The 24,256-nt window shown below is 74.7% G+C and carries 25 protein-coding genes and 1 pseudogene; 14 read left to right on the top strand and 12 right to left on the bottom strand.

The window, feature by feature from the left end; genetic code table 11:
- Positions 1 to 136: 136 nt before the first annotated feature.
- The gene (locus ACIOFR_RS05775; protein ID WP_400992759.1) at positions 137 to 1,588 is read right to left on the bottom strand and encodes a lipase maturation factor family protein; all 1,452 of its coding nucleotides are present in this window, start codon (positions 1,586 to 1,588) and stop codon (positions 137 to 139) included.
- Positions 1,589 to 1,817: 229 nt separating this feature from the next.
- Between ACIOFR_RS05775 and ACIOFR_RS05780 the strand changes: the two genes are divergently transcribed.
- Positions 1,818 to 2,798, top strand: a complete 981-nt coding sequence (locus tag ACIOFR_RS05780; RefSeq protein WP_400992760.1) for an EamA family transporter — start codon at positions 1,818 to 1,820, stop codon at positions 2,796 to 2,798.
- Positions 2,799 to 3,049: 251 nt separating this feature from the next.
- On the top strand, positions 3,050 to 4,132 hold the full coding sequence (locus tag ACIOFR_RS05785) for a sugar ABC transporter substrate-binding protein (protein WP_400992761.1): 1,083 nt from the start codon (positions 3,050 to 3,052) through the stop codon (positions 4,130 to 4,132).
- A gap of 21 nt (positions 4,133 to 4,153) precedes the next feature.
- Here ACIOFR_RS05785 and ACIOFR_RS05790 read toward each other — a convergent pair whose 3' ends face one another.
- Complete coding sequence (locus tag ACIOFR_RS05790) at positions 4,154 to 5,047, bottom strand: DMT family transporter (RefSeq protein ID WP_400992762.1); 894 nt, start codon at positions 5,045 to 5,047, stop codon at positions 4,154 to 4,156.
- On the opposite strand from ACIOFR_RS05790, the gene ACIOFR_RS05795 reads away from it, so the two are divergent.
- Complete coding sequence (locus tag ACIOFR_RS05795) at positions 5,046 to 6,476, top strand: PLP-dependent aminotransferase family protein (RefSeq protein WP_400992764.1); 1,431 nt, start codon at positions 5,046 to 5,048, stop codon at positions 6,474 to 6,476. The genes ACIOFR_RS05790 and ACIOFR_RS05795 overlap by 2 nt on opposite strands.
- 57 nt (positions 6,477 to 6,533) lie before the next feature.
- Here the strand turns inward: ACIOFR_RS05795 and ACIOFR_RS05800 are convergent, their stop codons facing one another.
- A complete protein-coding gene (locus ACIOFR_RS05800) occupies positions 6,534 to 6,743 on the bottom strand; it encodes an EF-hand domain-containing protein (RefSeq protein WP_400992765.1) in 210 nt (69 codons plus the stop codon).
- Between the two features lie 123 nt (positions 6,744 to 6,866).
- Here ACIOFR_RS05800 and ACIOFR_RS05805 point away from each other — a divergent pair, with 123 nt between their 5' ends.
- The 4 genes from ACIOFR_RS05805 to ACIOFR_RS05820 all read left to right on the top strand — a co-directional run bounded on the left by ACIOFR_RS05805 (position 6,867) and on the right by ACIOFR_RS05820 (position 10,431).
- Positions 6,867 to 7,739: a DNA-formamidopyrimidine glycosylase family protein gene (locus ACIOFR_RS05805; RefSeq protein WP_400992767.1), complete on the top strand. Its 873-nt coding sequence runs from the start codon at positions 6,867 to 6,869 to the stop codon at positions 7,737 to 7,739.
- A 69-nt stretch (positions 7,740 to 7,808) separates the two neighbouring features.
- Complete coding sequence (locus ACIOFR_RS05810) at positions 7,809 to 8,732, top strand: 1-phosphofructokinase family hexose kinase (RefSeq protein WP_400992769.1); 924 nt, start codon at positions 7,809 to 7,811, stop codon at positions 8,730 to 8,732.
- A 204-nt stretch (positions 8,733 to 8,936) separates the two neighbouring features.
- Entirely contained in the window at positions 8,937 to 9,944 is a 1,008-nt protein-coding gene (locus ACIOFR_RS05815) for an RNA polymerase sigma factor (protein ID WP_400992771.1), read from the top strand.
- On the top strand, positions 9,931 to 10,431 hold the full coding sequence (locus tag ACIOFR_RS05820) for a hypothetical protein (protein WP_400992773.1): 501 nt from the start codon (positions 9,931 to 9,933) through the stop codon (positions 10,429 to 10,431). Before ACIOFR_RS05815 ends, ACIOFR_RS05820 begins: the two co-directional genes overlap by 14 nt.
- Before the next feature lie 8 nt (positions 10,432 to 10,439).
- On the opposite strand, the gene ACIOFR_RS05825 is transcribed toward ACIOFR_RS05820, so the two are convergent.
- A complete protein-coding gene (locus ACIOFR_RS05825) occupies positions 10,440 to 11,195 on the bottom strand; it encodes a hypothetical protein (protein ID WP_400992775.1) in 756 nt (251 codons plus the stop codon).
- Between the two features lie 74 nt (positions 11,196 to 11,269).
- Here ACIOFR_RS05825 and ACIOFR_RS05830 point away from each other — a divergent pair, with 74 nt between their 5' ends.
- Complete coding sequence (locus ACIOFR_RS05830) at positions 11,270 to 11,686, top strand: GNAT family N-acetyltransferase (protein WP_400992777.1); 417 nt, start codon at positions 11,270 to 11,272, stop codon at positions 11,684 to 11,686.
- A 72-nt stretch (positions 11,687 to 11,758) separates the two neighbouring features.
- Positions 11,759 to 12,706, top strand: a complete 948-nt coding sequence (locus tag ACIOFR_RS05835; protein ID WP_400992779.1) for an ROK family protein — start codon at positions 11,759 to 11,761, stop codon at positions 12,704 to 12,706.
- 30 nt (positions 12,707 to 12,736) lie between these two features.
- Here the strand turns inward: ACIOFR_RS05835 and ACIOFR_RS05840 are convergent.
- Positions 12,737 to 14,843, bottom strand: a pseudogene (locus tag ACIOFR_RS05840) (MDR family MFS transporter).
- A 154-nt stretch (positions 14,844 to 14,997) separates the two neighbouring features.
- Between ACIOFR_RS05840 and ACIOFR_RS05845 the strand changes: the two are divergent.
- Both ACIOFR_RS05845 and ACIOFR_RS05850 read left to right on the top strand, forming a co-directional pair.
- On the top strand, positions 14,998 to 15,414 hold the full coding sequence (locus ACIOFR_RS05845; RefSeq protein ID WP_400992781.1) for an HIT family protein: 417 nt from the start codon (positions 14,998 to 15,000) through the stop codon (positions 15,412 to 15,414).
- 144 nt (positions 15,415 to 15,558) lie between these two features.
- A complete protein-coding gene (locus ACIOFR_RS05850; protein ID WP_400992783.1) occupies positions 15,559 to 15,885 on the top strand; it encodes a hypothetical protein in 327 nt (108 codons plus the stop codon).
- A 13-nt stretch (positions 15,886 to 15,898) separates the two neighbouring features.
- Here ACIOFR_RS05850 and ACIOFR_RS05855 read toward each other — a convergent pair whose 3' ends face one another.
- Positions 15,899 to 16,759 carry a PaaX family transcriptional regulator C-terminal domain-containing protein gene (locus ACIOFR_RS05855; protein WP_400992785.1) on the bottom strand — a complete coding sequence of 287 codons (861 nt, stop codon included), beginning with the start codon at positions 16,757 to 16,759 and terminating at the stop codon, positions 15,899 to 15,901.
- A 37-nt stretch (positions 16,760 to 16,796) separates the two neighbouring features.
- Positions 16,797 to 17,393: a GNAT family N-acetyltransferase gene (locus ACIOFR_RS05860; protein ID WP_400992787.1), complete on the bottom strand. Its 597-nt coding sequence runs from the start codon at positions 17,391 to 17,393 to the stop codon at positions 16,797 to 16,799.
- Positions 17,394 to 17,471: 78 nt separating this feature from the next.
- Between ACIOFR_RS05860 and ACIOFR_RS05865 the strand changes: the two genes are divergently transcribed.
- Complete coding sequence (locus ACIOFR_RS05865) at positions 17,472 to 18,482, top strand: alpha/beta hydrolase family protein (protein ID WP_400992789.1); 1,011 nt, start codon at positions 17,472 to 17,474, stop codon at positions 18,480 to 18,482.
- A gap of 109 nt (positions 18,483 to 18,591) precedes the next feature.
- Positions 18,592 to 19,422: an aminotransferase class IV gene (locus ACIOFR_RS05870; RefSeq protein ID WP_400992790.1), complete on the top strand. Its 831-nt coding sequence runs from the start codon at positions 18,592 to 18,594 to the stop codon at positions 19,420 to 19,422.
- Between the two features lie 59 nt (positions 19,423 to 19,481).
- On the opposite strand, the gene ACIOFR_RS05875 is transcribed toward ACIOFR_RS05870, so the two are convergent.
- The 5 genes from ACIOFR_RS05875 to ACIOFR_RS05895 form a co-directional block, all read right to left on the bottom strand.
- Positions 19,482 to 20,084, bottom strand: coding sequence for a superoxide dismutase (locus tag ACIOFR_RS05875; RefSeq protein ID WP_400992791.1), 603 nt, complete (start codon positions 20,082 to 20,084; stop codon positions 19,482 to 19,484).
- A 256-nt stretch (positions 20,085 to 20,340) separates the two neighbouring features.
- Complete coding sequence (locus ACIOFR_RS05880) at positions 20,341 to 20,661, bottom strand: GNAT family N-acetyltransferase (protein WP_400992792.1); 321 nt, start codon at positions 20,659 to 20,661, stop codon at positions 20,341 to 20,343.
- Positions 20,662 to 20,725: 64 nt separating this feature from the next.
- On the bottom strand, positions 20,726 to 21,340 hold the full coding sequence (locus tag ACIOFR_RS05885) for a CE1759 family FMN reductase (RefSeq protein WP_400992793.1): 615 nt from the start codon (positions 21,338 to 21,340) through the stop codon (positions 20,726 to 20,728).
- The gene (locus ACIOFR_RS05890) at positions 21,337 to 22,437 is read right to left on the bottom strand and encodes an LLM class flavin-dependent oxidoreductase (RefSeq protein ID WP_400992794.1); all 1,101 of its coding nucleotides are present in this window, start codon (positions 22,435 to 22,437) and stop codon (positions 21,337 to 21,339) included. Before ACIOFR_RS05890 ends, ACIOFR_RS05885 begins: the two co-directional genes overlap by 4 nt.
- 83 nt (positions 22,438 to 22,520) lie before the next feature.
- The gene (locus ACIOFR_RS05895; RefSeq protein ID WP_400992795.1) at positions 22,521 to 23,444 is read right to left on the bottom strand and encodes a LysR family transcriptional regulator; all 924 of its coding nucleotides are present in this window, start codon (positions 23,442 to 23,444) and stop codon (positions 22,521 to 22,523) included.
- A gap of 107 nt (positions 23,445 to 23,551) precedes the next feature.
- On the opposite strand from ACIOFR_RS05895, the gene ACIOFR_RS05900 reads away from it, so the two are divergent.
- Complete coding sequence (locus tag ACIOFR_RS05900) at positions 23,552 to 24,247, top strand: type 1 glutamine amidotransferase domain-containing protein (protein WP_400992796.1); 696 nt, start codon at positions 23,552 to 23,554, stop codon at positions 24,245 to 24,247.
- Positions 24,248 to 24,256: the final 9 nt, after the last annotated feature.

Below are 24,256 nucleotides of genomic sequence, written 5' to 3' on the forward strand. Positions count from 1 at the left end.
GAGCGTCGCGAGCAGCCCGGCTCGGACGGCGCGGAGGCCCAGGATACGGGTGAGCGTTCGAGGCACGCACGCACCGGGGCCCGTACAACTCGCCGCGCCGCCGCGGTATCGCTCTACGCATCACGTCGTATACCGCTCAGCGGTTCTCCGGGGGCAGCAGGTGGGCGAGGTCGTGACGGGTCGACGGGCGGAGGTAGTCGTGCGCCGGGGTGCGGTGCCACCAGTCGCCGGTGGTGCGCAGTTCGCTCCAGGTGGTGAAACGGTAGCGGTACAGGCGTGCCCGGACGTGGGTCGGCGGGGTGCCGGGGAAGGGGTTGTGCCGCAGCAGGGCCAGCGTGTCCGGGTCGTTGACCAGCAGTCTGGCCACGAACGGGGCGAACCAGGGCCGGGCGTACTCGGGGGTGAGGGCGGCGAACCACATCAGCCAGTCGAGCCGCAGGTGGTAGGGGGCGAACTGACGCGGTATCCGGCCGAGGGCACCGGGTTTGCCCTTGAAGCCGTACGCGCGCCAGGTGGTGCGGTCGGTGACGTGCGGCTCGTCGGTGCCCTCGATCACGACCTCGTGGCGCAGCCGTCCGACGGTTCCGAAGGCGCCGTAGGCGTTGACCAGGTGGATCCGGTTGAAGGAGCGGTTCATCTGCTGCCGGCTGGAGAGGAGGTTGCGGGCGGGCCAGTAGCTGAGGACGGCGATCAGGGCGGTGAGGGCGATCGCCAGGGCCTGGTACCAGGGTGGTCCGGCCGGTCCGCCGGAGCGGTCCGGGAGCGGGAACGGCAGCCGGTCGGCGTCCACGGCCGAGACGGCGAGGGCGATGGTGAGCCAGTTCAGCCAGGCGAAGTTGCCGGAGAGCACCAGCCAGAGCTGGGTGACGGCGATCAGTGCGGCGGCGACCGTCGCGCCCGGCTGGGGCAGAAAGAGTCCGAACGGCACCACGAGCTGCACGACGTGGTTGGCCGCCACCTCGGCCCGGTGCAGGGGGCGGGGCAGGTGGTGGAAGAACCAGCTGAGCGGCCCGGGCATCGGCTGGGTCTCGTGGTGGTAGTAGAGGCAGGTGAGGTCGCGCCAGCAGCGGTCGCCGCGCCACTTGATCAGCCCGGCGCCGAACTCGACCCGGAACAGCACCCACCGCAGCAGCCAGAGCACCAGCACGGGCGGTGCGACGTCGTCGTTGCCGAGGAAGGCGGCCAGGAAGCCGGTCTCCAACAGCAGGGACTCCCACCCGAAGGCGTACCAGGTCTGGCCGACGTTGACGATCGACAGGTAGAGCACCCACAGCACACCCCAGAGGGTCATGGCCGCCCAGAGCGGCAGCAGGTCGTCGGCGCCGGCGAGCAGCGCGGCCGAGAGGGCGGCGCCCGTCCGGGCCGAGGCGGCGAAGGCCCGGTCCGAGTAGTGCAGGTGGAACAGGCTGGGTGAGCGGCGGGCCGGGACGCGCGCGGTGAAGGCGGGGACGGGCAGCATCCCGCGCTCGCCGATCAGCGCGCGGAACTGGTTGGCGGCGGCGAGGAAGGCGGTCAGGTAGACGGCGGCCAGCAGGCCCTGGAAGACCTCCCGGGCGAGCCAGTACTCCGGTCCCGCGAACCACTCCACCCCGTGCGCTCCTCGGTCGCCCCTCGAACGGGCTCCATGCCTACCACCCGGGCGGGGCCGTCCCGGTGGCGGGCACACGCCGGGCGGCGGCGGTTCATCCGGTCGGCCCAGACGGTCCACCCGGACGGCCGGGGCGGCTCGGTGGCGGCGGAACCGCGTGTACCTGCGGCGCCGGATGTGGTCTCATACCCGCACAGGCCGCCAACAGGACCAAAATCAGGAGTCACACATGTCATCCTCGGCACCGCGAGCGACGGCGGACGCCACTTCCCCCGACGCCGGCCCCACCCCCACCGGCCGACCCGGCCCCACCGGCCCCACCGGCCGGCCCGGCCTCGGCGGGGCGGTCTGGGCGGGGCTGGGCATCGTGTACGTGGTGTGGGGCTCGACCTACCTGGCGATCCGGGTGGCGGTCGAGACCATGCCGCCGTTCCTGTCCGCGAGCGCCCGGTTCCTGGCGGCGGCCCCGCTGCTGGCCCTGCTCGTGCTCTGGCGCCAAGGGCCGGCCGGGCTGCGGGTGACCGGCCGCCAGCTGGGCTCGGCGGTGGTGGTCGGCCTGCTGCTGCTGGTGGGCGGCAACGGGCTGGTGGTCCTGGCGGAGCAGTCGGTGCCGTCCGGGATGGCGGCGCTGCTGGTGGCGAGCGTGCCGCTCTGGGTGGTGCTGCTGAACCTCTCCTCGGGTCGGCGCCCGCCCCTCGCCACGCTGGCCGGCGTGGTGGTCGGCCTGGTCGGCCTGGCGGTGCTGACCTCGCCGGGGCTGAGCGGGCAGGTGAAGCTCAGCGGCCTGCTGGCGGTGGTCGTGGGCGCGCTGGTCTGGGCCTTCGGCTCCTTCCTCGCCGGGAAGCTGGAGATGCCGGCCAACCCGATGGCCGCCAGCGTCTACGAGATGCTCGCGGCCGGCGTCGGTGACCTGCTGCTGGCCGTGCTGCGCGGCGAGCCGCAGCACTTCGATCCGGCCGCGGTGTCGGGCCGGTCCTGGATCGCACTGGCGTACCTGGCCGTCTTCGGCTCGCTGGTGGCCTTCACCGCGTACGCCTGGCTGCTCCAGCGGGCACCGTTGCCGCTGGTCGCGACGTACGCGTACGTCAATCCGGTGGTGGCGGTGCTGCTGGGCTGGCTCGTCCTGGCGGAGCCGCTGACCTGGCCGGTGCTGCTGGGCGGCGCGATCGTGGTGAGCGGGGTCTTCCTGGTGGTCCGCGCCGAGCGGTAGCCGGTGGGGGTGCGGGGCCGGGTTCGCCTCCAGTGGGCGGGAGTTGGGGCCGCCTTGTTGAGAAGTTGATCCCATCCCCGCCCCCTTCCCGGGGTCTACGCGGGTCATTCGAAATGATCATTCAAGAAGGTAACGACTTGGTCGACATTGTCAGCAGGATGCTTTAATTATTGACGTCACATCGGAGCGACCGCTTGACTCCCCTTCACTCGCCGCGAGGCTGCGGCGCTGTCAGGGAGGCACCACCCACCATGAACGCAATGACGCGTCGCCTGCTCGTCGGCACGGCCGCTGTGTCGATGACGCTGTCGCTCGCCGCCTGTGGCCTGAACGACCCCTCGTCGTCCGGACCCACCAACAAGACCATCGGTCTGCTGCTGCCCGAGCGGGCGTCGTCGACCCGCTACGAGAGCTTCGACAAGCCACTGATCGAGGCCTCCGTCGCCGGGCTCTGCACCAAGTGCACCATCGACTACGCCAACGCCGACGGCGACGAGGGCAACCAGAAGCAGCAGTTCGACGACATGCTGGCCCGCGGCGTCAAGGTCATCCTGCTCGACGCGGTCAACGCCAAGTCGACGGCCCCGTGGGTGGAGGCGGCCAACAAGAAGGGCGCCAAGGTCGTCGCGTACGACCGGCTCGCCGCCGGCAACGTGGCCGCCTACGTCTCCTTCGACAACCGCCGCACCGGCGAGCTCCAGGGCCAGGCCCTGCTGGACGCACTCGGCCCGAAGGCCGGCAACGCCCAGGTCGTCATGGTCAACGGCGCCGAGAGCGACCCGAACGCCGCGGACTTCAAGCTCGGCGCGCACAAGACGCTGGACGGCAAGGTCAAGAGCATCGCGTACGAGCAGTCCGGCGAGTGGAAGCCGGAGGTGGCCGCCCAGAAGATGACCGAGGCCATCGGCAAGCTCGGCAAGAACGGCTTCCAGGCCGTCTACTCCGCCAACGACGGCATGGCCGCGTCCATCATCGAGACGCTGAAGAAGGCCGGCATCGACAACGTCCCGGTCGGCGGCCAGGACGCCTCGCTGGACGCCGTGCAGCGGGTCCTCACCGGCGAGCAGGCCTACACCATCTTCAAGCCCTTCCGGCCGGAGACGGACGCCGCCGCCAACATCGCGGTCTACCTGGTCAAGGGCCTGGACGTGACCTCGATCGCGACCGCCATCACCGACAGCAACGGCGCCCAGATCCCGTCCATGCTGCTCAGCCCGATCGTGGTCACCAAGCCGCGGATCAACGACACCATCATCGCCGGCGGCCTGTACACGGCCGCCCAGATCTGCGACGGCCCGCGCGCCTCGGCCTGCAAGGCCGCGAACATCCAGTAGCGGCCCGGGCGGGCCCGGGGCTCAGCCCCGGGCCCGCTGCGTCGCCGCGATGCACGCCAGGACCGCCACCGCGGCCACCGGCGCGGCCGGCGACGGTTCCTCCCCCAGCACCAGCACCGCCCAGCCCAGGGTCAGCAGCGGCTGGGCGAGCTGGAGCTGGCTGGCCCGGGGCACGCCGATCGCGGCCATCCCCCGGTACCAGAGCACGAAACCGCCGAACTGGGAGACCACGGCGAGGTAGAGCAGCCCGGTCACCGCCCGCGGATCCATCCGCACCGGCTCCGCGGCGAGCGCCACCAGCGTGAGCGGCAGCGTGACCGGGAGCGCCAGCACCACCCCCCAGGCGATCACCTGCCAGCCGGGCATCCGGCGCGCCAGCCGCCCGCCCTCGGCGTACCCGGCCGCGCACAGCAGCAGCGCGGCGAACAGCAGCCCGTCCGCCCGGCCGAGACCGCCGTGGCTCTGCGTCAGGGTGAAGGCCAGCACCACCGCCGCCCCCGCCAGCGCCGCCCACCAGAACGTCCGGGCCGGGCGCCCGCCGCTGCGCAGCACCGCGCAGACCGCGGTGGCCAGCGGCAGCAGACCGATCACCACCGCGGAGTGCGCGGCCGAGGAGACCTGCAGGGCCAGTGTGGTGAGCAGCGGGAAGCCGACCGCGCAGCCGACGGCCACCACCAGCAGCCCGGCACGGTCGGCCCGTCGCGGCAGAGGAGCCCGGGTGGCGAGCAGGCAGGCCCCGGCGAGCGCGGCCGCGAGGACACCACGCAGGCCGGTCACCGTCCAGGGGCCGAAACCGCGCAGGGCCCAGACGGTCGCCGGGAAGCTGAGGGAGAAGCCGAGCACGGCGAGGGCGGCGAGGGCGGTACCGCCGACCGCTATCGCCACCGGCCGAATAGCGCTATCTTGTGCTGTCATGAACGAGCGTAGCAGCGTGGGTGAACTGGCCGCCATCCTCCGCGGCGAGCTCAGCCGCTACTCTCCCGGAGAGAAGCTGTCGAGCAGCCGCGCCCTGGTGGAACGCCACCGGGTGAGCCCGGTGACGGTGGCCCGGGCGATCGCCCAGCTGGTCGCCGAGGGGCTGGTGGTGTCCCGGCCGGGGGCCGGGGTGTTCCGCGCGGAGGCCGCCCCCGCCGGACCGGCACCGGTCGACACCTCCTGGCAGGAGGTCGCACTCAGCGCCGAGGCCGGTCTGCCGCCCACCCGCGGCGCCGACGCCACCGGCGTCCTCGCCGCGCTGGCGCTCGCCCCGGCGGAGGTCGTCGACCTCAACAGCGGCTACCTGCACCCCGCCCTCCAGCCGGAACGCGCCCTGGCCGCCGCGCTGGCCAGGGCCGGCCGACGGCCCGGCGCCTGGGGGCGGCCGCCGATCGAGGGCCTGCCGGAGCTGCGGTCCTGGTTCGCCCGGGACGTCGGCGGGCCGCTGACCGCCTCGGAGGTGCTGGTCACCGCGGGCGGCCAGAGCGCCCTGACCACCGCCCTGCGCTCGCTGGTCGCCCCGGGCGCCCCGGTCCTGGTCGAGTCGCCGACCTATCCCGGGATGCTCGCGGTCGCCCGCGCCGCCGGGCTGCGCCCGGTCCCGGTGCCGGTGGACGCCGACGGCGTCCGTCCCGACCTGCTGGCGGACGCCTTCGCCGCCAGCGGGGCCCGCGCCTTCGTCTGCCAGCCGCTGTTCCAGAACCCCACCGGCGCCGTGCTGAGCGCCGCCCGCCGGCCCGAGGTGCTGCGGATCGCCCGCGCGGCCGGCGCCTTCGTGGTCGAGGACGACTTCGCCCGCCGCCTGGTGCACTCGGACGCCCCGGCGCTGCCCGCCCCGCTCGCCGCCGAGGACCCGGACGGCGTGGTCGTCCACATCCGCTCGCTCACCAAGCCCAGCTCGCCGAGCCTGCGGGTGGGCGCGATCACCGCCCGCGGACCGGCCTTCGAACGGCTGCGCGCCGTGCAGGCCGTGGACAGCTTCTTCGTGCCGCGCCCGCTCCAGGAGACCACCCTGGAGCTGGTCGGCTCCCCCGCCTGGTCGCACCACCTGCGCACGCTGTCCGGCGCCCTGCACGACCGCCGCCGGGCACTGGCCGGGGAACTGCGGCGGCTGCTGCCCGCGCTGCTGCCCGAGCGGCTGCCGTACGGCGGGTACCACCTGTGGCTGCGGCTGCCGGACGGCCGGGACGAGACCGCGCTCACCGCGGCCGCGCTGCGGGCCGGGGTGGCCGTCACCCCGGGCCGGGCGTACTTCACCGCCGAGTCCCCGGCCCCGCACCTGCGGCTCAGCTACGCCTGCGCGGACGGCCCCGAGCGACTGGTCGAGGGCGTCCGGCGGCTGCACCGGGCGTACGGCCCGCTGGGCTGAGCACGGGAACGGCGCGACCCCCGGCGCGGGGCTGCGCCGGGGGTCGCGCCGTACGGGTCAGCGGGCCTGGATCGCCCAGAACTCGTCGAAGTTCAGCAGGCCGTCCTTGCTGGTGTCCGCGTCGCTGATCAGGGCCTGGGCCTTGGGGACGGTGATGTACGGGTCGCCCATCTCCGCCATGACCTTGGAGTACTCCTCCGGCGAGATGTGCCCGTCGCCGTCGACGTCGAACCGGGCGAAGACCGCCTTGGCCGTCTCGATGTTCATCTGGCCTGTCCTCCACTTGAGTGTCACTGTGACGGCCGTACCCTACCCGGCCGCGACGGATGTCCGATACGTCCCCCCTCGGCAGCGGTGGCCGCCCTCCCCGCCGCGGGCCACACTGACCGTGTGCCGGAGCTGCCCGAAGTCCAAGCCCTGGCCGAGCGCATGACCGAGGACTGCGCCGGCCGCGCCCTCGCCCGGCTGGACGTGCTGTCCGTCCAGGTGCTCAAGACCTTCGACCCGCCCGTCCACGCGCTGCACGGACAGGCCGTCAGCGGGGTCGGCCGGTACGGCAAGTTCCTCGACCTGACGACCGGCGACGGCCTCCACCTGGTGCTGCACCTGGCCCGGGCGGGCTGGATCCGCCACCGCGCCTCCTTCCCGGACCGGCCTGCGGCCCGCCGGCCCGGCCACGGCCCGCTCGCGCTGCGGCTGGTGCTCGACGACGGCTCGGGCTTCGAGGTCACCGAGCAGGGCAGCACCAAGCGGCTGGCCGCGTACGTGGTGACCGACCCGCGGGCGGTGCCGGGGGTGGCCCGGCTCGGCACGGACCCGCTGGGCGCCGAATTCTCGGTCGCGGCGCTGGCCGGCCTCACCTCGGGTGTCCGCAAGCGGCTGAAGACCCTGCTGACCGACCAGACCGTACTGGCCGGCATCGGCAACGCCTACTCCGACGAGATCCTGCACACGGCCCTGCTGTCCCCGTACGCGCTGGCCTCCGGGCTCGACGAGGAGCAGCTGGGGCGGCTGTTCGACGCCGTCCGGCTGGTGCTGTCCGAGGCGCTGGAGCGGGCCCGCGCGGTGGCCGCGGCGGACGGCCTGAAGGCCGAGAAGAAGGCCGGGATGGCCGTGCACGGGCGGGCCGGGGAGCGCTGCCCGCGCTGCGGGGACACCGTGCGGTCCGTCAACTTCGCCGACTCCTCGCTGCAGTACTGCCCGACCTGCCAGACCGGCGGGCGGACGCTGGCCGACCGGAGACTGTCGCGACTGCTCAAGTAGATGATTGAATCTGCCCGAAACAGCCGTTCATTGAGCAGAAAACGTCAATCCGTGGGGGAGTCAGCAGCCGTGATCCTCATCGTCACACCCAACCCCGCCCTCGATCTGACCTACACCGTCCCCGACTTCCGCCCACACACCGGCCACCGGGTCACCGAGGTCGCCGCACAGGCCGGCGGAAAGGGCGTCAACGTCGCCCGGGTACTGGCCGCGCTGGGCCGACCCGCCCTCACCGTGCTGCCACTGGGCGGCCCGACCGGCACCGCCGTCCGGACCGACCTGGACGCCTGCGCCCTGCCGTACCGGGCCGTCCCGATCGCCGGCGAGACCCGGCGCACGGTCGCGGTGGTCGACCGCACGGACGCCACCCTGCTCAACGAACCCGGCCCCGCGCTGACCGGCCCCGAGTGGGCCGCCCTGCGGGCCGAGGTGGCCGCCCTGCTGCCGTCGGCCGGCGTCCTGGTGCTCTCCGGCAGCCTGCCGCCCGGCCTCCCCCGCGACGCCTACGCCGAGCTGGTCACCCTCGCCCGCACCCACGGCGTCCCGACCGTGCTGGACGCCGACGGCCCCGCCCTGACCGCCGCCCTCGCCGCCGGACCGACCGTGGTCAAGCCCAACGCCACCGAACTGCGCGCCGCCACCGACCTCGCCGACGTGCCCGCGGCCGCCGCCGCCCTGCGCGCCGCGGGCGCCGGCACGGTGATCGCCTCGCTCGGCCCCGACGGCCTGTTCGCGCTCACCCCGGACGGCGCCTGGCGCTGCGCCCCGCCCACCGCCGTCACCGGCAACCCGACCGGCGCGGGCGACTCCGCGGTGGCCGCCATCGCTGCCGGACTGCTCGGCGGTGCCACCTGGCCCGCCGTCCTGCCCGACGCGGTGGCACTCTCCGCCGCGACCGTGCTCGCCCCACGGGCCGGCCGATTCGACCCGGACGCCTACCACCGCTTCCGCAGCACGACCACGGCCCGCGCCGTCGCCCGGCCCGCCGGCTGAACCGCTCACCCGGCCCGGCGGACGGATCGTCACCGGGCGGACCGGCCCGGGACGGGTAAAGGCTGGGCAAAGTCCCGGGACGCGGCGGCCGTCCGGCCCTCCTCCTCTGCGAGGGGACCGACGACACCGCGCGCACCACGGCACGGCGATCGCCGGACCCGGATCCCGACAGTCCGCCGCTCCCCGCCCCCCGAGGACGATCACGTGACCCGCCGAGCACACGAGCTGTTCCCGCACCCGGCCGGACGGTTTCGGTCCACCGCTCCCGACCCCGAACTGCTGCGCGCGGTCCGGCACGGCCGCCCGGCCGCCTTCACCGCCCTGGTCGACCGGCACTGGCAGTCCGTCCGGGGCTACCTGGGCACCTGCGTCGCCGACGACGAGGAGTCGGACCGGCTGACCGGGGAGACCTTCGCCCGGGCCTACCGGCTGGCGCGGCGCGACCCGCCGGGCCGCCTGCCGTGGCGGGTGCAGCTGTTCGCCACCGCACGGGGGTCGGCCGTCCGGCTGTGGCGCCGGGACGGCGCGGCGGCGGCCCTCACCGACGGCTTCCGGCAGTGGGCGGCGGCCGGCGGCGCCTGGCCGCTGAACCAGCCGGAACGGCTGACCGAGGCCTACCGGATCCTCCCCGCGCCCTGGCAGACGGCCCTGTGGTACGCGGTGGTGGAGCAGGAGGACGGCGAGCTGGTGGCCCGGATCCTCGGGCTGCGCCGCCGGGACGCCCGGTCGCTGGTCGCGAGCTCGCTCGCCGGGCTGCGCAGCACCCACGTCGAGCTGTACCGGCGGGCGTCCGCGCACCGGCCGGCCTGCGCCCCGACCGTGCCGTCCCTGACCGCCCGAGCCGCGGGCCGGCCGGCCCTGTCCGCGGCGTCGGCGGCGCACCTCGCGCACTGCCCGGGCTGCGGCGACACCGCCTCCGACCTCGCCGACCTCCGGGGCCGGCTGCGCCGTCAGCTGCCCGTCCTGCTGCTCGGCTGGTGGGACGGGCACGGCCACCGGCGCGAGCGGGCCGCCGCCGCCCTCCCGGCACACCCGTACGCCTTCCTCACCCAGGAGACCGCAGCCCCGGGCCCACCGGCGTCCGCGCCGCGCGCCCGCACCGGGGCGGCCGTCGGGCCCTCCTCCCGGAACACCGACGTCCGGGCGTCCGCACGGCCCGGGTTGCCGGTCGTACAGCCGTTCGGGCACAGTGGCCGCCGTGATGGAACGTGAGGGACACCGCCGGGCCGGGAAGGCCGTCGTCCTGGCCTGCCTGACTCCGATTCTGCTCGCCTTCGTGGCGGTGGCGGTGGTGGCCGGCGGTCTGCTCACGCCGGCGCCCGGCCAGGGCGAGGACCTGACCGCCTGCTCGACCTCCTTCCGGGAGATCGACCAGACCAGCGGCTACTTCGGCCTCACCCTGCCCGCGGACGCCACCGCCCTGCGGCACGACACGGTGGAGCACCCGCTCTTCGGCGACCGGGACCTGATGGTCACCTTCACCACCACCACGGACGGCCTGCGGGAGTTCCTGCACACCGGCGGGCTGCCGGCACCCGCGCCCGCCCCCGGCTCCGCCCCGGTCACCGGCTGCGGAGCGCACACCGGCGCGGCCTTCACCCAGGCCGTCCGGAAGGGCGACGGACAGCACGTCACCGTGCAGGTGTACGCCGACGATCCGGCCCGCCCGCGCGTCGTGCTGCGTGCCTCGGACGACTGAGGGCCGGCTCAGAGTTCGATCACGGGCCGGGCGAGCACCTCCTCCGAGCAGTCGGCCGGATCCCCGCCCAGCAGCTCGGCCAGGTACGGCTCCCGGAAGGCGGTGGCCAGCGGGAGCCACGCCCGGAAGCTGCCGTACCCGCCGCAGGTGGCCTCGCCCCCGTCGCCGCCGAGCAGCACGCCCGGGTCCGAGGTCAGCTCGGCCTGGTAGGGATTGCGGCCGATCCGCAGCCCGAAGGCGTTCGCCGCCCGGTGCGGGCCGTCCGGCGTGCTGAACGGGTCCGCCGTCGCCGGGTGCGTGTCGCCCCAGCGGAACAGGCTCCGGGCGCCGGCGCCGCAGGCGTACTCCCACTCGTCCGGGCTGGGCAGCCGCCGGCCCGGCCCGACCGGGAGCGCCAGCGCGTCCACGCCCATCAGGAAGGACGGCAGCCGCACCGTCCGCCGCGGGCTCAGCACGCCCGTGAGGTACGCGACCAGATCGGTGGACGGCTCGACGAACTCGCCGCACCGCTCGTACGCCTCGGCGAGCGCCGCGGGCGGGCGGAAGGCCGCGGGATCGAATCCCAGCTCGGCCGTACCGCCGGCGACCAGCGCGAACTCCTGCCCGCCCACCCGGAAGAGCGCCCGCGCGGGGGCGTCGGCCGGGCGCTCGACCGTCCAGCCGTCCGCCCCGACCCGCTCGGCGACCGTCCCGGCGAAGCGCCGGGCCTGGTCGTCCGTCAGGGCCCGCCAGCGGTCCAGGGTCATCGTGGTCACGGTCGTCATGCCCGGCAGTGTGGCAGCCCGCACCGACAGCCACGCCCGGTGGGCCTTCACGGACGGGGCCTACCATCGACGGCATGATCATCGACTACGAGTGGCGCGGCGAGGTCGACGACGCGGCCCTCGCCCACCTGCACGGGGAGGGCTTCGGCCACCCCGGGGAGGACGTCGGCCGGCGGGCCCGGCTGGAGCGGCACAGCCTCGGCTGGGTCTGTGCCCGGCTCGCCGGCCGGCTGGTCGGCTTCGTCAACCTCGCCTGGGACGGCGGAGCGCACGCCTTCCTGCTGGACACCGTGGTCGCCGCGGACCTCCGACACGCCGGGGTCGGCCGGGAGCTGGTCGCGGCCGCCGTCCGCGGCGCCCGGGAGGCCGGCTGCGACTGGCTGCACGTCGACTTCGAGGAACACCTGCGGCCGTTCTACCTGGAGGCCTGCGGATTCGCTCCGACGGACGCCGGCCTGCTCCGGCTCGGCGACAGGCCGGACGCCACCTGAACCGGGCCGCCCGCTCGGGGTAGCCTGACGGGCCGACGGCCCGGGGCGGGCCGCGGACGGAAGGCGGCGACGGTGGCAGGTGGCGAGGCGAAGCGGCTGGTGGCGGCCGTGGACATCGGCGGGACGAAGATCGCGGCCGCCCTGGTGCGCGAGGACGGCACGCTGACCGCCCGGGCCCAGCGGCCGACCCCGGCCCGCGCCGCGGCCCCGGTGCTGCTCGACACCGTGCACGCCCTGATCGAGGAGCTCGCGGCCGACCCCGGCTGGGCCGCGGTGGACGCGGTCGGGATCGGCAGCGCCGGCCCGATCGACGCCTCGGCGGGAACGGTCAGCCCGGTCAACATCCCGGCCTGGCGCGACTTCCCCCTGGTGGCGTCGGTCGGCGCGCACCCGGCCGTCCGCGCCACCGGCGGGCCGGTCACGCTGATCGGCGACGGCGTGGCGATCGCCGAGGCCGAGTACTGGCAGGGCGCCGCCGCCGGGTGCCGCAGCGCCCTGTGCATGGTGGTCTCGACGGGGGTCGGCGGCGGTCTGGTCCTCGACGGACGGGTGTACACGGGCCTCACCGGCAACGCGGGCCACATCGGCCACATCAGCGTCGACCTGAACGGCGAGCCCTGCCCCTGCGGCGGCACGGGCTGCCTGGAGGGCCTGGCCAGCGGTACGGCCATCGCCGGGTACGCGCTGGCGCACGGCTGGCGCGCTCCCGGGAACGACACCTCGGCCGCCGCGGTCGCCGAGGCCGCCCGGGCCGGCGACGCGGTCGCGCTCGCCGCCTACGACCGGGCGGCGCGGGCCCTGGCCGCCGGGATCGCCGCGACGGCCACGCTGGTCGAGATCGAGACCGTGGTGATCGGTGGCGGCGTGGCCCAGGCCGGCCCGGTCCTGTTCGAGCCGCTCGCCCGTCACCTGGACACCTTCGCCGCCCTGCCGTTCGCCCGTGGCGTCCGGGTGCGGCAGGCCGAGCTCGGCACCGACGCCGGCCTGGTCGGGGCCGCGGCGGCCGCCCTGCGGGCCTGACGGCGCGCGGCCGGCCGGGCGGCCCCGGGCTCACGGCACCGGCCGCGCCCCCGGTGCGGCGCTCCCCGCGCCGACCGCCACGGGGGGCTCGTGCTGCGGGAGGCCCTCCGTCAGCTCCTCCACGATCAGGCGCTTGGCGATGGTGTCCACCGCCGCCCGCAGCTCGGCACTGCGCGGGCGGCCGCGGTCCTTCTCCAGCTCCTGGTTGAGCCAGCCGGCCCAGGCCCGGTTGAGGGCGTCCGCCTCGCGCCGGCCGGCCTCGGTGTGGCTGAGGAAGGTACCCTCGCGGCTCAGGAAGCCCCCCCGCGACCATCCGCTCGAAGGCCGGTTCCAGCACCTCCGGCGGGAGCTTGCGGCGGGCCGCGATCAGGTTGAGGTTGGCGTGACCCATCGTCCGGGTGAACAGTTCGACCTGCATCACCGCCCAGGCACCGGCGATGTCGAGGTGCGAGTCGGAACCGCGGACGATCCTCCGGGCGGTGTCCAGGTCGGTGCGGCGCAGGATGCCGGCGACGGACAGCTCCAGCAGCCGGGCCGAGTCGCCGGAGCCCGGCGAGGCGAAGCCCTCCCCCATGTCGGTGGAGCCGGCCCGGGCCGAGTCCCGCAGCTCGACCTGCTTCAGGAACAGCGCCACCACGAAACCGAGCAGGGCCACCGGCACCGTCCACAGGAAGACGGTCTGCAGCGTCTGCGCGTACGCGTCGACGATCGGCGCCGCCTGCTCGGCCGGCAGCCCGTGCAGGCCCTCCGGGCTCTGGGCGGCCCTGGTCAGCTGCGCCGGGTCACCGCCGGCCGCGGTGGCCCCGGCCACCCCTTGGGCCAGGTTGGTCGCGAGGGCGTTGGTGTAGATGGTGCCGAACACCGCGGTGCCGAAGGAGCTGCCGAGGGTGCGGAAGAACGTCACGCCGGAGGTGGCGGTGCCGAGGTCCGCGTAGTCGACGGTGTTCTGCACGGCGATGGTCAGCACCTGCATGCACAGACCGATCCCGGTGCCGAGCACGAACATGTACAGCGAGTCGAGCCAGGCCCCGCTCCGCGCGTCCATCCGCGACAACAGGTAGAGGCCCACCGCCATCACCAGCGAGCCGACGATCGGGAAGATCCGGTACCGGCCGGTCCGGGAGACCACGTTGCCGCTGAACACCGAGGCGATCAGCAGGCCGAGGACCATCGGCAGGGTCCGCACCCCCGAGACCGTGGCGGAGTCCCCGTCCACGTACTGCAGGAAGGTGGGCAGGAAGGTCAACGCGCCGAGCATGGCGAAGCCGACGATGAAGCTCAGCACCGAGCAGACCGTGAAGACCTGGTTGCGGAACAGCCGCATCGGCAGCATCGGCTCGGCGGCCCGGGTCTCCACCACGCAGAACGCCGCCAGCGCCAGCACGCCGAGGACGAACAGGCCGATGATCGTCGCCGAGCCCCAGGCGTACTGGTTGCCGCCCCAGCTGGTCGCGAGGATCAGTGAGCCGGCGCCGACGGCGACCAGGGCGATGCCGGGGTAGTCGATGACCGGCCGGGCGACGGAGCGGACCGACGGGATGTTCCGGGCCGCGGCGATGACCACCAGGACGGCGATCGGCACGTTGACGTAGAAGGCCCAGCGCCACGTCAGGTGGTCGGTGAACAGGCCGCCCAGGAGCGGGCCGATCACGGTCGCCACGCCGAAGACCGCACCGATCGCGCCCTGGTACCTGCCGCGCTCGCGCAGCGGGATGACGTCCGCGATCAGCGCCATCGAGGTGACCATCAGACCCCCGGCCCCGACGCCCTGAAGGGCCCGCCAGCCGATCAGCAGCGACATGCCGGTGGCCAGGCCGCAGAAGAACGACCCGGTGATGAAGACGATCGCCGAGACCTGGAAGACCAGCTTGCGCCCGAACAGGTCACCGAACTTGCCGACCAGTGCCGTGGTGACGGTCTCCGCGAGCAGGTAGGAGGTCACCACCCAGGACATGTGCTCCGCACCGCCGAGGTCGGCCACGATGGTGGGCAGCGCGGTGCCGACGATCGTCTGGTCCAGGGCGGCCAGCAGCATGCCGAGCATGATGGTGCCGAAGACGATGTTGCGCTGCCGCCGGTCGAGGACGGGCGCCGCCGCCCCGGGCGCGGCGGGGGCGCTCTCGCTGGTGGTGGTCACGCTCGCATCCTCACACCGGCACCCGGGCCCCGCCCGCGCTGACGTCCGCCGTGGTGACGGACCGTCGGACGGCGTCGCGTCGGCCGGTCCGCCGCTCCGGCCGACCGGCCCCGCCTGGCGGGAAGGACGGGCCGCGCCGGGCGACAATGGCGCCGTGGACTGCATCTTCTGCGCGGTGGTCGCCGGCACCGTACCCGCCCACCGGGTGCTGGCGGACGAGGCGGTGGTGGCCTTCCTGGACCACCGGCCGCTCTTCCCCGGCCACGTCCTGGTGGTACCCCGGGAGCACGTGGAGACCGTGACCGACCTGCCGGCCGACCAGGTCGGGCCGTACTTCTCCCGGGTGCAGCGGGTGGTGGCGGCCGTCGAGTCGGGGATGGCGGCGGCGGGCAGCTTCGTCGCCGCCAACAACCGGGTCAGCCAGTCCGTCCCGCACCTGCACGTCCACGTGGTCCCGCGGAACCGCAAGGACGGGCTGCGCGGCTTCTTCTGGCCGCGCGGCCACTACCGGGACGAGGAGCACGCCGCCGCGACGGCCGCACTGGTCCGGGCGGCACTGGAGTCCGCCTGAAACGCATCTGATGGCACGTCAATTCGATTACGGGGACACGCCCTTAAGTTCTGTTCCAGCTGTGGATCGGCCGGTCGGCGCGGTATCTTTCGAGCCGTTGCCGTTGCCCACACACATTCCACACCTGGCATTGGAGAGTTCGCCATGGCCGTCCCCAGGTCGCTCACCGCCCTCGTCGGCGCCGCCGCACTCTCGCTCGCCCTGGCCGGCTGTTCGGACCCGCCGGTCGGCACCATCACGGCGACCGACGGCGTCACCACGGTGAAGCTGACCAGCCCGTTCAACGGCACCTGCCACAGCTTCACCGCCCAGGGCGTCACGGCGGTGCGCAACAACATCCTGGCCGACATCGTGCTGCACCACGGCCCGGACTGTGCGGACCCGCAGGGCGCCGAGACGTTCTACCTGGCCACCGGGACGTCGGTGGAGGACGCGAGCGAGCGCTGGCTGAGCTTCTCGATCGTCAGCTGACCCTCCGGCACGCCTAGTCGGCGCCCAGCACCCGCTCGTACGCGGCGAACAGGGCCGGGCTCCCGGGGGGACGGACCTCCAGCAGACGGGACCAGCAGCGGGCGAAGACCTCCCTGGCGTGGGCGCCCGGCCAGGGCCGGGGCAGCAGCTCCGGCGGGAGCAGCGGGTCGGGCTCCATCGCCCGGGTGAACTCGGCGGCCAGCTCGACGGCGGTGGTCAACGCCTCGGTGGCGGTGGGCGTGCGGCCGGCGAGCCGGTCGTGGCGGGCGGCGGCGACGGCCGCCAGGCGGTGGTAGCCGGCCGCCAGGTCGTCCAGCGGCCAGAGCCGCCGGGCGAGCGCGGACGGGTCGGTCTCGGTGCCGATCCGCAGGTCGCGGGTGGTGAGGGTGGTGACGGCCTCCGGGACTCCGAGTCGCTCCGCCTCCGCGGCCACCTCCCGGTCGATCCGGTTGGCCGTGACGTACAGGCCGCCCTGGAGCGGGGCGCCGCCGAGCCGCAGGACGGCGGCGCGCAGCGCGTCCCGGGCCGGGCGGGCCGATTCGGGGACGGCGAAGGCGGTCAGCTGCCAGTGGCCGTCCCAGGGCGCGAGGCCGTGGTCCTGAAGGTAGGCGTGGGCCACCAGGTCGAGGTCCGGGTCGATCGCGCCGGTCGCGTCCGGGGTGACCCGCAGCACGGCCCGCCGGCCCCGGCCCTCCTGGGCGAGCCGGCCCTCGGCGGCCAGCCGTTTGATGCACAGCCGCACCTGCTGGTCCGTCATGCCGAGCGAGCCGGCCGCGGCGTAGAGCTCACCGGCGTCGACGGTGCCGTCCGCGCGGACCATGCCCAGGACCAGGACGCGGGTGGGGATCTCGACGGCGGGCGGCGTGGGCGGCATCCCCCGAGCATAGGCGCCGGTCACCGACGCGCGCCGGTCACCGGTGGGCGGCGGGCAGCGGCCGGACCATCGTGGTGACCGCGCCGAAGCCGAGCAGGTCGCGCAGCCAGGGCGTCCGGGCGGTGTGCCGGGCAGCGTAGCCGTGCCGCTCGTAGAGGGCCCGGGCGCGCGGGTTGGCGTCGACGACGTCGAGGGTGAGGCCGTCGTAGCGGTGCTCGGCGGCGATCCGATCCAGCTCGGCGAGCAGCAGGGTGCCCACGCCCCGGCCGCGCAGGGCGCCGTCGACGGCGATGCTCTCGACTGCGAGCAGGCCCGGTCCGAGCCGGTGTTCGAGCAGCGCGAGCACGGCCAGCCTGGGCAGCGCGGCCAGCGGCCCGTAGGCCCGGGCCACCTGGGCGGCGGTGCCGTCGACCAGCGAGCGGCCCTCGTGCCGGTACCCGGCGACGGCGACCACCCGGCCGTCGAGCAGGGCGGTCACCCCCCGGTCGGGCCGGAGGTGGGCCGCCACGAAGGCGCGCCCGCGCTCGGGCGGCCCGAGGGCGGGGCCGAGCTTGCGACCGAAGGCCTCCCAGTAGAGCTCGGCGACCCGGTGGTCCGCGCCGGCCGGTATCCCGCGGTGAAGTGTCGATGCCATTATGGTACGAATCTAATACGATCGGACCATGTGCGATAGTTTTTGCATCGATAGTTAGTTCTTCGGGAGGGGTACGGCATGGCGAGGAGGTTGGTCCTGACGTGCGTGGCGGCGCTACTGGTGGCCCTCGGGCTGGGCGGGGTCGCGGTGTACGAGAACGACTACCGGATCCGCGAGCAGCGGGTGACGGTCACCCACGACGGCCGCACCCTGGACGGGGTGCTCGCGCTCCCGAAGGGCGGGCGGGGGCCGTACGGGCTCGTGGTCTTCGTCCACGGGGACGGGCCGATCGACGCCACCCACGACACCTTCTACCGCCCGATCTGGGAGGCCCTGGCGGAGGCGGGCTACGCCTCGCTCTCCTGGAACAAGCCGGGGGTCGGCGGATCGCCCGGCGACTGGCTCGGCCAGAGCATGGACGACCGGGCGCGCGAGACCGAGGACGCCGTCGCCTGGGCCAGGAGCCGGCCCGAGATCGACGGGCGGCGGATCGGGCTGTGGGGGGCCAGCCAGGCCGGCTGGGTGCTGCCGAAGGTCGCGGCACACGATCCGGCACCGGCGTTCGTGATCGCGGTCTCCCCCGCGATCGCCTGGGCGACCCAGGGCCGCTACGACCTGCTCGCCGAGCTGAGCGACCGGGGCGCCTCCGCCGAGGAGACCGCGGCGGCCGTCCGGCGGCAGCAGGTCCGGGGCGAACTGATGGACCGCGGCGCGTCGTTCGAGGAGTTCCGGGCCGCGGTCGGCGGCGAGCTGGACGGCTTCACCCCCGCACGCTGGGGCTTCGCGGCGCGCAACCACACCGCCGACGCCACCGCCGACCTCCGGGCCGTGCGCGGCACCCCGGTGCTGCTCCTGCTGGCCGGGCAGGACCGCCACGTCGACGTGGCCGAGACCGAGGCCGTCTACCGGTCCGTCCTGCCGGCCGGGAGCCTGGAGGTACGCCACTACCCGGACGCGACGCACTCACTGGTGACGCCGGACATCGAGCGGTCCGAGGTGTCCGCGGTACTGACGGCGGTGTTCGCCCCGCGGTCACTGTTCGCCGACGGATTCCTCGCCGACCAGCGGGAGTTCGTGGCCCGGTACTGAACCCCGGACCCGCCGGGGACGCGCGGAGGCCGAGCGGGGCCGGGCCCCCGGCGGCCGAGCGCAGGGCCTCGGCCGGGCCGGGGCGGGCCGGACTGACAGACTGTCCGGCATGATCGAGCTGAACGGGGAGCCGGCCCTGGTCCCGCAGGTCGCCGCGCTGGCCCTGACCAACTACGGGCACTTCACCACGCTGCGGGTCGAGGACGGACGGGTGCGCGGGCTCGGTCTGCACCTGGCCCGGCTGGTCCGGGACTGCCGGTTGGTCTTCGGGACCGAGCTCGACCCGGAGCTGGTCCGCACCCGGCTGCGGGAGGCGCTCGGACGGGAGGCGCTCGGACGGGAGGGGGCCGGACGAAGGGGGGCCGGCCCGGAGGGCGTCCCTGCGGTCACCGTCCGGGTCACCGTCTTCGACCCCGCGCTGGGTCTGGAACGCCCGGGCGGCCCGGCCGATCCGCAGCTGCTGGTGACCACCCGGCCGGCGGTCGGCACCGCCCCGCCACCGCTGCGGGTCCGCACCGTCGAGCACCGGCGCGACCTGCCCGAGGTCAAGCACACCGGCCTGTTCGGCCTGCTGCACCAGCGGCGGCTGGCCCAGCTGGCCGGGTTCGACGACGCCCTGCTCACCGGCGCGGGCGGCCTGATCAGCGAGGGCACCACCTGGAACGTCCTGTTCCACGACGGCCGCCACCTGGTGGCGCCGGAGGCCGAGTGCCTCCCCGGGGTCACCGAGGCCCTGCTCGCCGCGGCCCACGGCGGGCCCCGGCGGACGGAGCCGGTGACCGCCGACGGCCTGGAGCGGTTCGTGGCGGCGTTCGCCACCAACGCGGGCTTCGGCATCCGGCCGATCGCGCAGATCGACGGCGTCCGCTTCGACCCCGCCCACCCGCTGCTGGGCCGCCTGCGCGCGGAGTACCTGGCGCTGCCCGCCGAGGAGGTCTGACCCCGCGCCGGCACCGTGGTGAGGCGCCCGCGGCGGGCGGGCGCCTCACCGGGCACGGGTCAGACGCCCTGGGCGGCGGTGAAGCGGGCGGCGACGTCGTTCCAGTTGACGACGTCCCAGAGCTTGGTGACGTAGTCGGGGCGGACGTTCCTGTACTGCAGGTAGTAGGCGTGCTCCCAGGCGTCGAAGGCGAGCAGCGGGGTGGTGCCCTGGCCGACGTTGCCGTGGTGGTCGTAGACCTGCTCGACGATCAGGCGCCTGCCGAGCGGTTCCCAGGAGAGGATGCCCCAGCCTGAGCCCTGGACGCCGACGGTGGCGGTGGTGAGCTGCTTCCTGAACGCCTCGAAGCCGCCGAAGTGCTCCTCGATGGCGGTGCCGAGGGCGCCGTCGGGGCGGTCGCCGCCGTCCGGGGAGAGGTTCTCCCAGAACAGCGAGTGCAGGACGTGGCCGGAGAGGTGGAAGGCCAGCGTCTTCTGGAGGCCCACCAGGCCGCCGAACTGCTCCTTGTCGCGGGCCTCGGCCAGCTGCTCCAGGGTGTCGTTCGCGCCCTTGACGTAGGCGGCGTGGTGCTTGGAGTGGTGCAGCTCCAGGATCTCGGCGGACATCGCCGCCTCAAGCGCGGAGTAGTCGTACGGCAGGTCGGGAAGTGCGTAGGTGCCCATCGGGACACGGCCCCTTTCAACGGTGTCGATCATGCCGGACCCACACTATTGCGTCTTACTTGCAATAGAGAAGTAGATGCTTCAGCATGTTGCCTGCGAGGGGGCCGGCCCGTCGGCCACCAGGACTCCACTCCCTGCGGGACGCCGGGTCCTTCCTGACTGACGATCGTCTTCCCAACCGGCGCCCGCCGGGACACCGGCCGACCCCCACGCACCCGCCCGACCCCCCGCTTCCCGCCCCGGGCCCGGGCCCGGGTCAGAGGTTGAAACGCACCCTCCGGTCCACCGGGACGAGGTCGGTGTACTCGCGGTTGCGGCCGATCCAGACCCGGACGAACGGGCAGTACGGCAGCACCGCCAGCCCCCGCCGGCGCGCGTCGTCCAGCGCCTCCCGGACGAGGGTGCCCGCCAGGCCCTGCCCCTCGCGGTCAGCCGTGATCTCGGTGTGCAGGAACGCCATCTCGCCCTCCGAGAGGTGGTACTCGGTGAACCCGACCGGCTCGGAGTCGGGCGCCGCCACCCGGATCTCGAAGCGGGACGCCGCCGGGTTGTCCGTCACGTACGTCTCCGTGGTCATGCTGCCTCCCGTGGATCGGTGGTGATGTCCCGTCAGGTTAGGTCTTGTCCGGGGCCGCGCGCGGTCAGCCGACCCGGAGCGCCGCGAGCTGCTCGGCGAACGGGACCACCCGGTCGGCGGCCGGGTCGGCGGCGGGTCGGGCGGCCATCAGAGCGGCCAGCTCGTCCGCGGCCCGGGTGATCCGCCCGGCCAGGTCGCCGCCGCGCCCGTCGCCGGCCGAGCCCCAGTCCTCCGAGGCCGCGTACACCCCGGTCGGCACCACCACGGACCGCAGGTGCGCGAAGAGCGGGCGCAGCGCGTGGTCGAGGACGAGCGAGTGCCGGGCGGTGCCGCCGGTGGCGGCGATCAGGACCGGCCGGCCGGTGAGGGCCTCGTGCTCGACCAGGTCGAAGAAGGACTTGAACAGGCCGCTGTAGGAGGCGGCGAAGACGGGGGTGACGGCGATCAGCCCGTCGGCGGCGGTGACCGCGTCGAGGGCCTCGCGCAGCACGGGCCCGGGGAAGCCGGTGACCAGGTGGTCGGCGATCTCCCTGGCCAGCGCGCGCAGTTCGACCACCCGGAGGTCGGTCCGGGCCCCGGTCGCGGCGAGCCGGTCGGCGGTGGCCCCGGCGAGCCGGTCGGTGAGCAGCCGGGTGGAGGACGGCACGCTCAGTCCGGCGGTGACGGCGACGAGCTTCATCGGCCACCCTCCTCGGCCTCGGCGCGGTCGCGCCGTGCGAGGCGTGCGGCGTGGGTGGGGCCGGCCGGCACGTCGAGCGGCCGGCGGGCGGCGAACTCCTTGCGCAGCACCGGGACGACCTCCTCGCCGAGCAGGTCGAGCTGCTCCAGGACGGTCTTCAGGGGCAGGCCGGCGTGGTCGACCAGGAACAGCTGGCGCTGGTAGTCGCCGAAGGACTCGCGGAAGGTCAGGGTCTTCTCGATGACCTCCTGCGGGCTGCCGACGGTCAGCGGGGTCTGGTCGGTGAACTCCTCCAGCGAGGGGCCGTGGCCGTAGACGGGCGCGTTGTCGAAGTACGGGCGGAACTCGCGGACGGCGTCCTGCGAGTTCCGCCGGACGAACACCTGGCCGCCGAGGCCGACGACGGCCTGCTCGGGGGTGCCGTGTCCGTAGTGGGCGTAGCGCTCGCGGTAGAGGCGGACCAGCTTCTGGAAGTGCTCCTTGGGCCAGAAGATGTTGTTGGCGAAGAAGCCGTCGCCGTAGTACGCGGCCTGTTCGGCGATCTCGGGGCTGCGGATGGAGCCGTGCCAGACGAACGGCGGGACGCCGTCGAGCGGGCGCGGGGTGGCGGTGAAGCCCTGCAGCGGGGTGCGGAAACGGCCCTGCCAGTCGACCACCTCCTCGCGCCAGAGCCGTTGCAGCAGGGCGTAGTTCTCGATCGCGAGCGGGATGCCCTGGCGGATGTCCTGGCCGAACCAGGGGTAGACCGGGCCGGTGTTGCCGCGGCCGAGCATCAGGTCGACCCGGCCGTCGGCCAGGTGCTGGAGGGTCGCGAAGTCCTCGGCGATCTTCACCGGGTCGTTGGTGGTGATCAGCGTCGTGGAGGTGGAGAGGATCAGCCGCTCGGTGGCGGCGGCGAGGTACCCGAGCAGGGTGGTCGGCGAGGACGGGACGAACGGCGGGTTGTGGTGCTCGCCAGTGGCGAAGACGTCCAGCCCGATCTCCTCCGCCTTGCGGGCGATCGCCACCATGGCCTTGATCCGCTCGTGTTCCGACGGCGTCCGCCCGGTGGTCGGGTCGGTGGTGACGTCCCCGACGGTGAAGATCCCGAACTGCACGGGACTCACTCCCCTCAGATTGATTGCAATTTCAACTACCGGCCTCAACCCCCGCCGGCCGGCCGCTATTCCCGGCGCCCCGGTCACCAGCCGGCGGCCGCCGCCAGCACCGCCTCCCGGACCCGGGCGACCGGCGCCGGCGCGCCACCGCCGGCCCGCTGCGCCAGGTAGAGCGTGTTGATCGGCGGGTCCGGCGGGTCCAGCAGCGGCACCAGGGCGCCGGAGTCCAGCTCGGCCCGGCACAGGTAGCGGGGCAGCACCGCGATCCCGGCCCCTGCCACCACGGCGGCCAGCAGCCCCCGCAGGTCCGCGAGCACCACCGCGGCGGGCCCGGTCAGCCGCACCCCGAAGACGTGCCGCCAGTACCGGCGGGCGATCGGGTGGTCCTCCGCGTACCCGAGCAGCGGTACGCCGGTCAGCGCACCCGGGCCCTCGGCGGCCGGCCGGCCGGGCCCGATCCGCTCGGCCCACCCGGGCGCGGCGACCAGCACGAACTCCTCGTCCATCAGCGGTACCGCGGCCACCTCCCGGCCGCGCGGCCGGACGGCCGAGAGCACCAGGTCGTACCGGCCGCCGCGCAGCCCGGTCAGCAGGTCCTCGGCCAGTCCGGCGGTGGCCCGCAGCCGCAGTCCGCCGGCCACCAGCGGGGCCAGCGCCGGCAGCGCCCGGACGGACAGCAGCTCGGCCGGGCCCGCCAGGTGGACGGGTTCGGACGGCCCGCCCGGGACCGGCGCCACCCGCTCGGCCACCTCGGCGAGCGCGTCCAGCGGGCCGGCCACGGCGGCCGCCAGCTCCGCCGCCACGGCGGTGGAGGCCACGCCGCGCGGCAGCCGTTCGAACAGCTGCCGGCCGAGCCGGAGCTCCAGCGCCCGGATCTGGGTGGTCACGGTGGGCTGGGACAGGCCGAGCACCCGGCCGGCGGCCGTGAAGGACCCGGCGCGGTGGACGGCCAGAAAGGTGCGCAGCAGGTCCAGGTCCAGCCCGGTATGCGAAAAGCCATGGGTCACATCGACGAGCCTATTGGTCCCCGGTGGTCCGCCCGGCCTACCGTCGGAGCCGTCACCGGGTCGGCGGCCGTCTCCGGCCCGCCGGCCGGTCTGCCCAGGGAGAGCCCATGTCCAAGATCCTTTTCGTGCTGACCGGCGCCGAGTACTGGACGCTCGCGGACGGCACCGAACATCCGACCGGCTTCTGGGCCGAGGAGTTCACCACCCCGTTCCGCGCCTTCACCGCCGCCGGGCACGAGGTCACCGTCGCCACCCCCGGCGGCGTGCGGCCGACGGTCGACCGGGCCAGCCTCACGGCCGGGGCGGTCGGCGGGCACTCGGAGGCGGACGCGCTCACGGCGGAGCTGGCCGGACTGCCCGCGCTCCAGCACCCGGTCAAGCTCTCCGAGGTCGAACCCACCGACTACGACGCGGTGTTCTACCCCGGCGGGCACGGCCCGATGGAGGACCTCGCGGTCGACGCCGACTCCGGCCGGCTGCTCACCGCGGCGCTCGCCTCGGGCCGGCCGCTGGCCGTGGTCTGCCACGGCCCGGCGGCCCTGCTGGCCGCCGAACTCCCGGACGGCTCCTCGCCGTTCGCGGGGTACCGGCTGACCGGGTTCAGCAACGCCGAGGAGCGGGCCGCCGGTCTCGCCGACCGGGCGAAGTGGCTGCTCCAGGACCGCCTGGAGGCCCTCGGCGCCGACTACCGGGAGGGCGAGCCGTGGGCGCCGTTCGTGGTCACCGACCGCAACCTGATCACCGGCCAGAACCCGTCCTCCTCCGGCCCGCTGGCCGAGGAGGTGCTCAGGCGGCTGGCCTGAGCACCGGGT

The organism is Kitasatospora sp. NPDC088346 (assembly GCF_044740765.1).
Lineage (GTDB): Bacteria > Actinomycetota > Actinomycetes > Streptomycetales > Streptomycetaceae > Kitasatospora.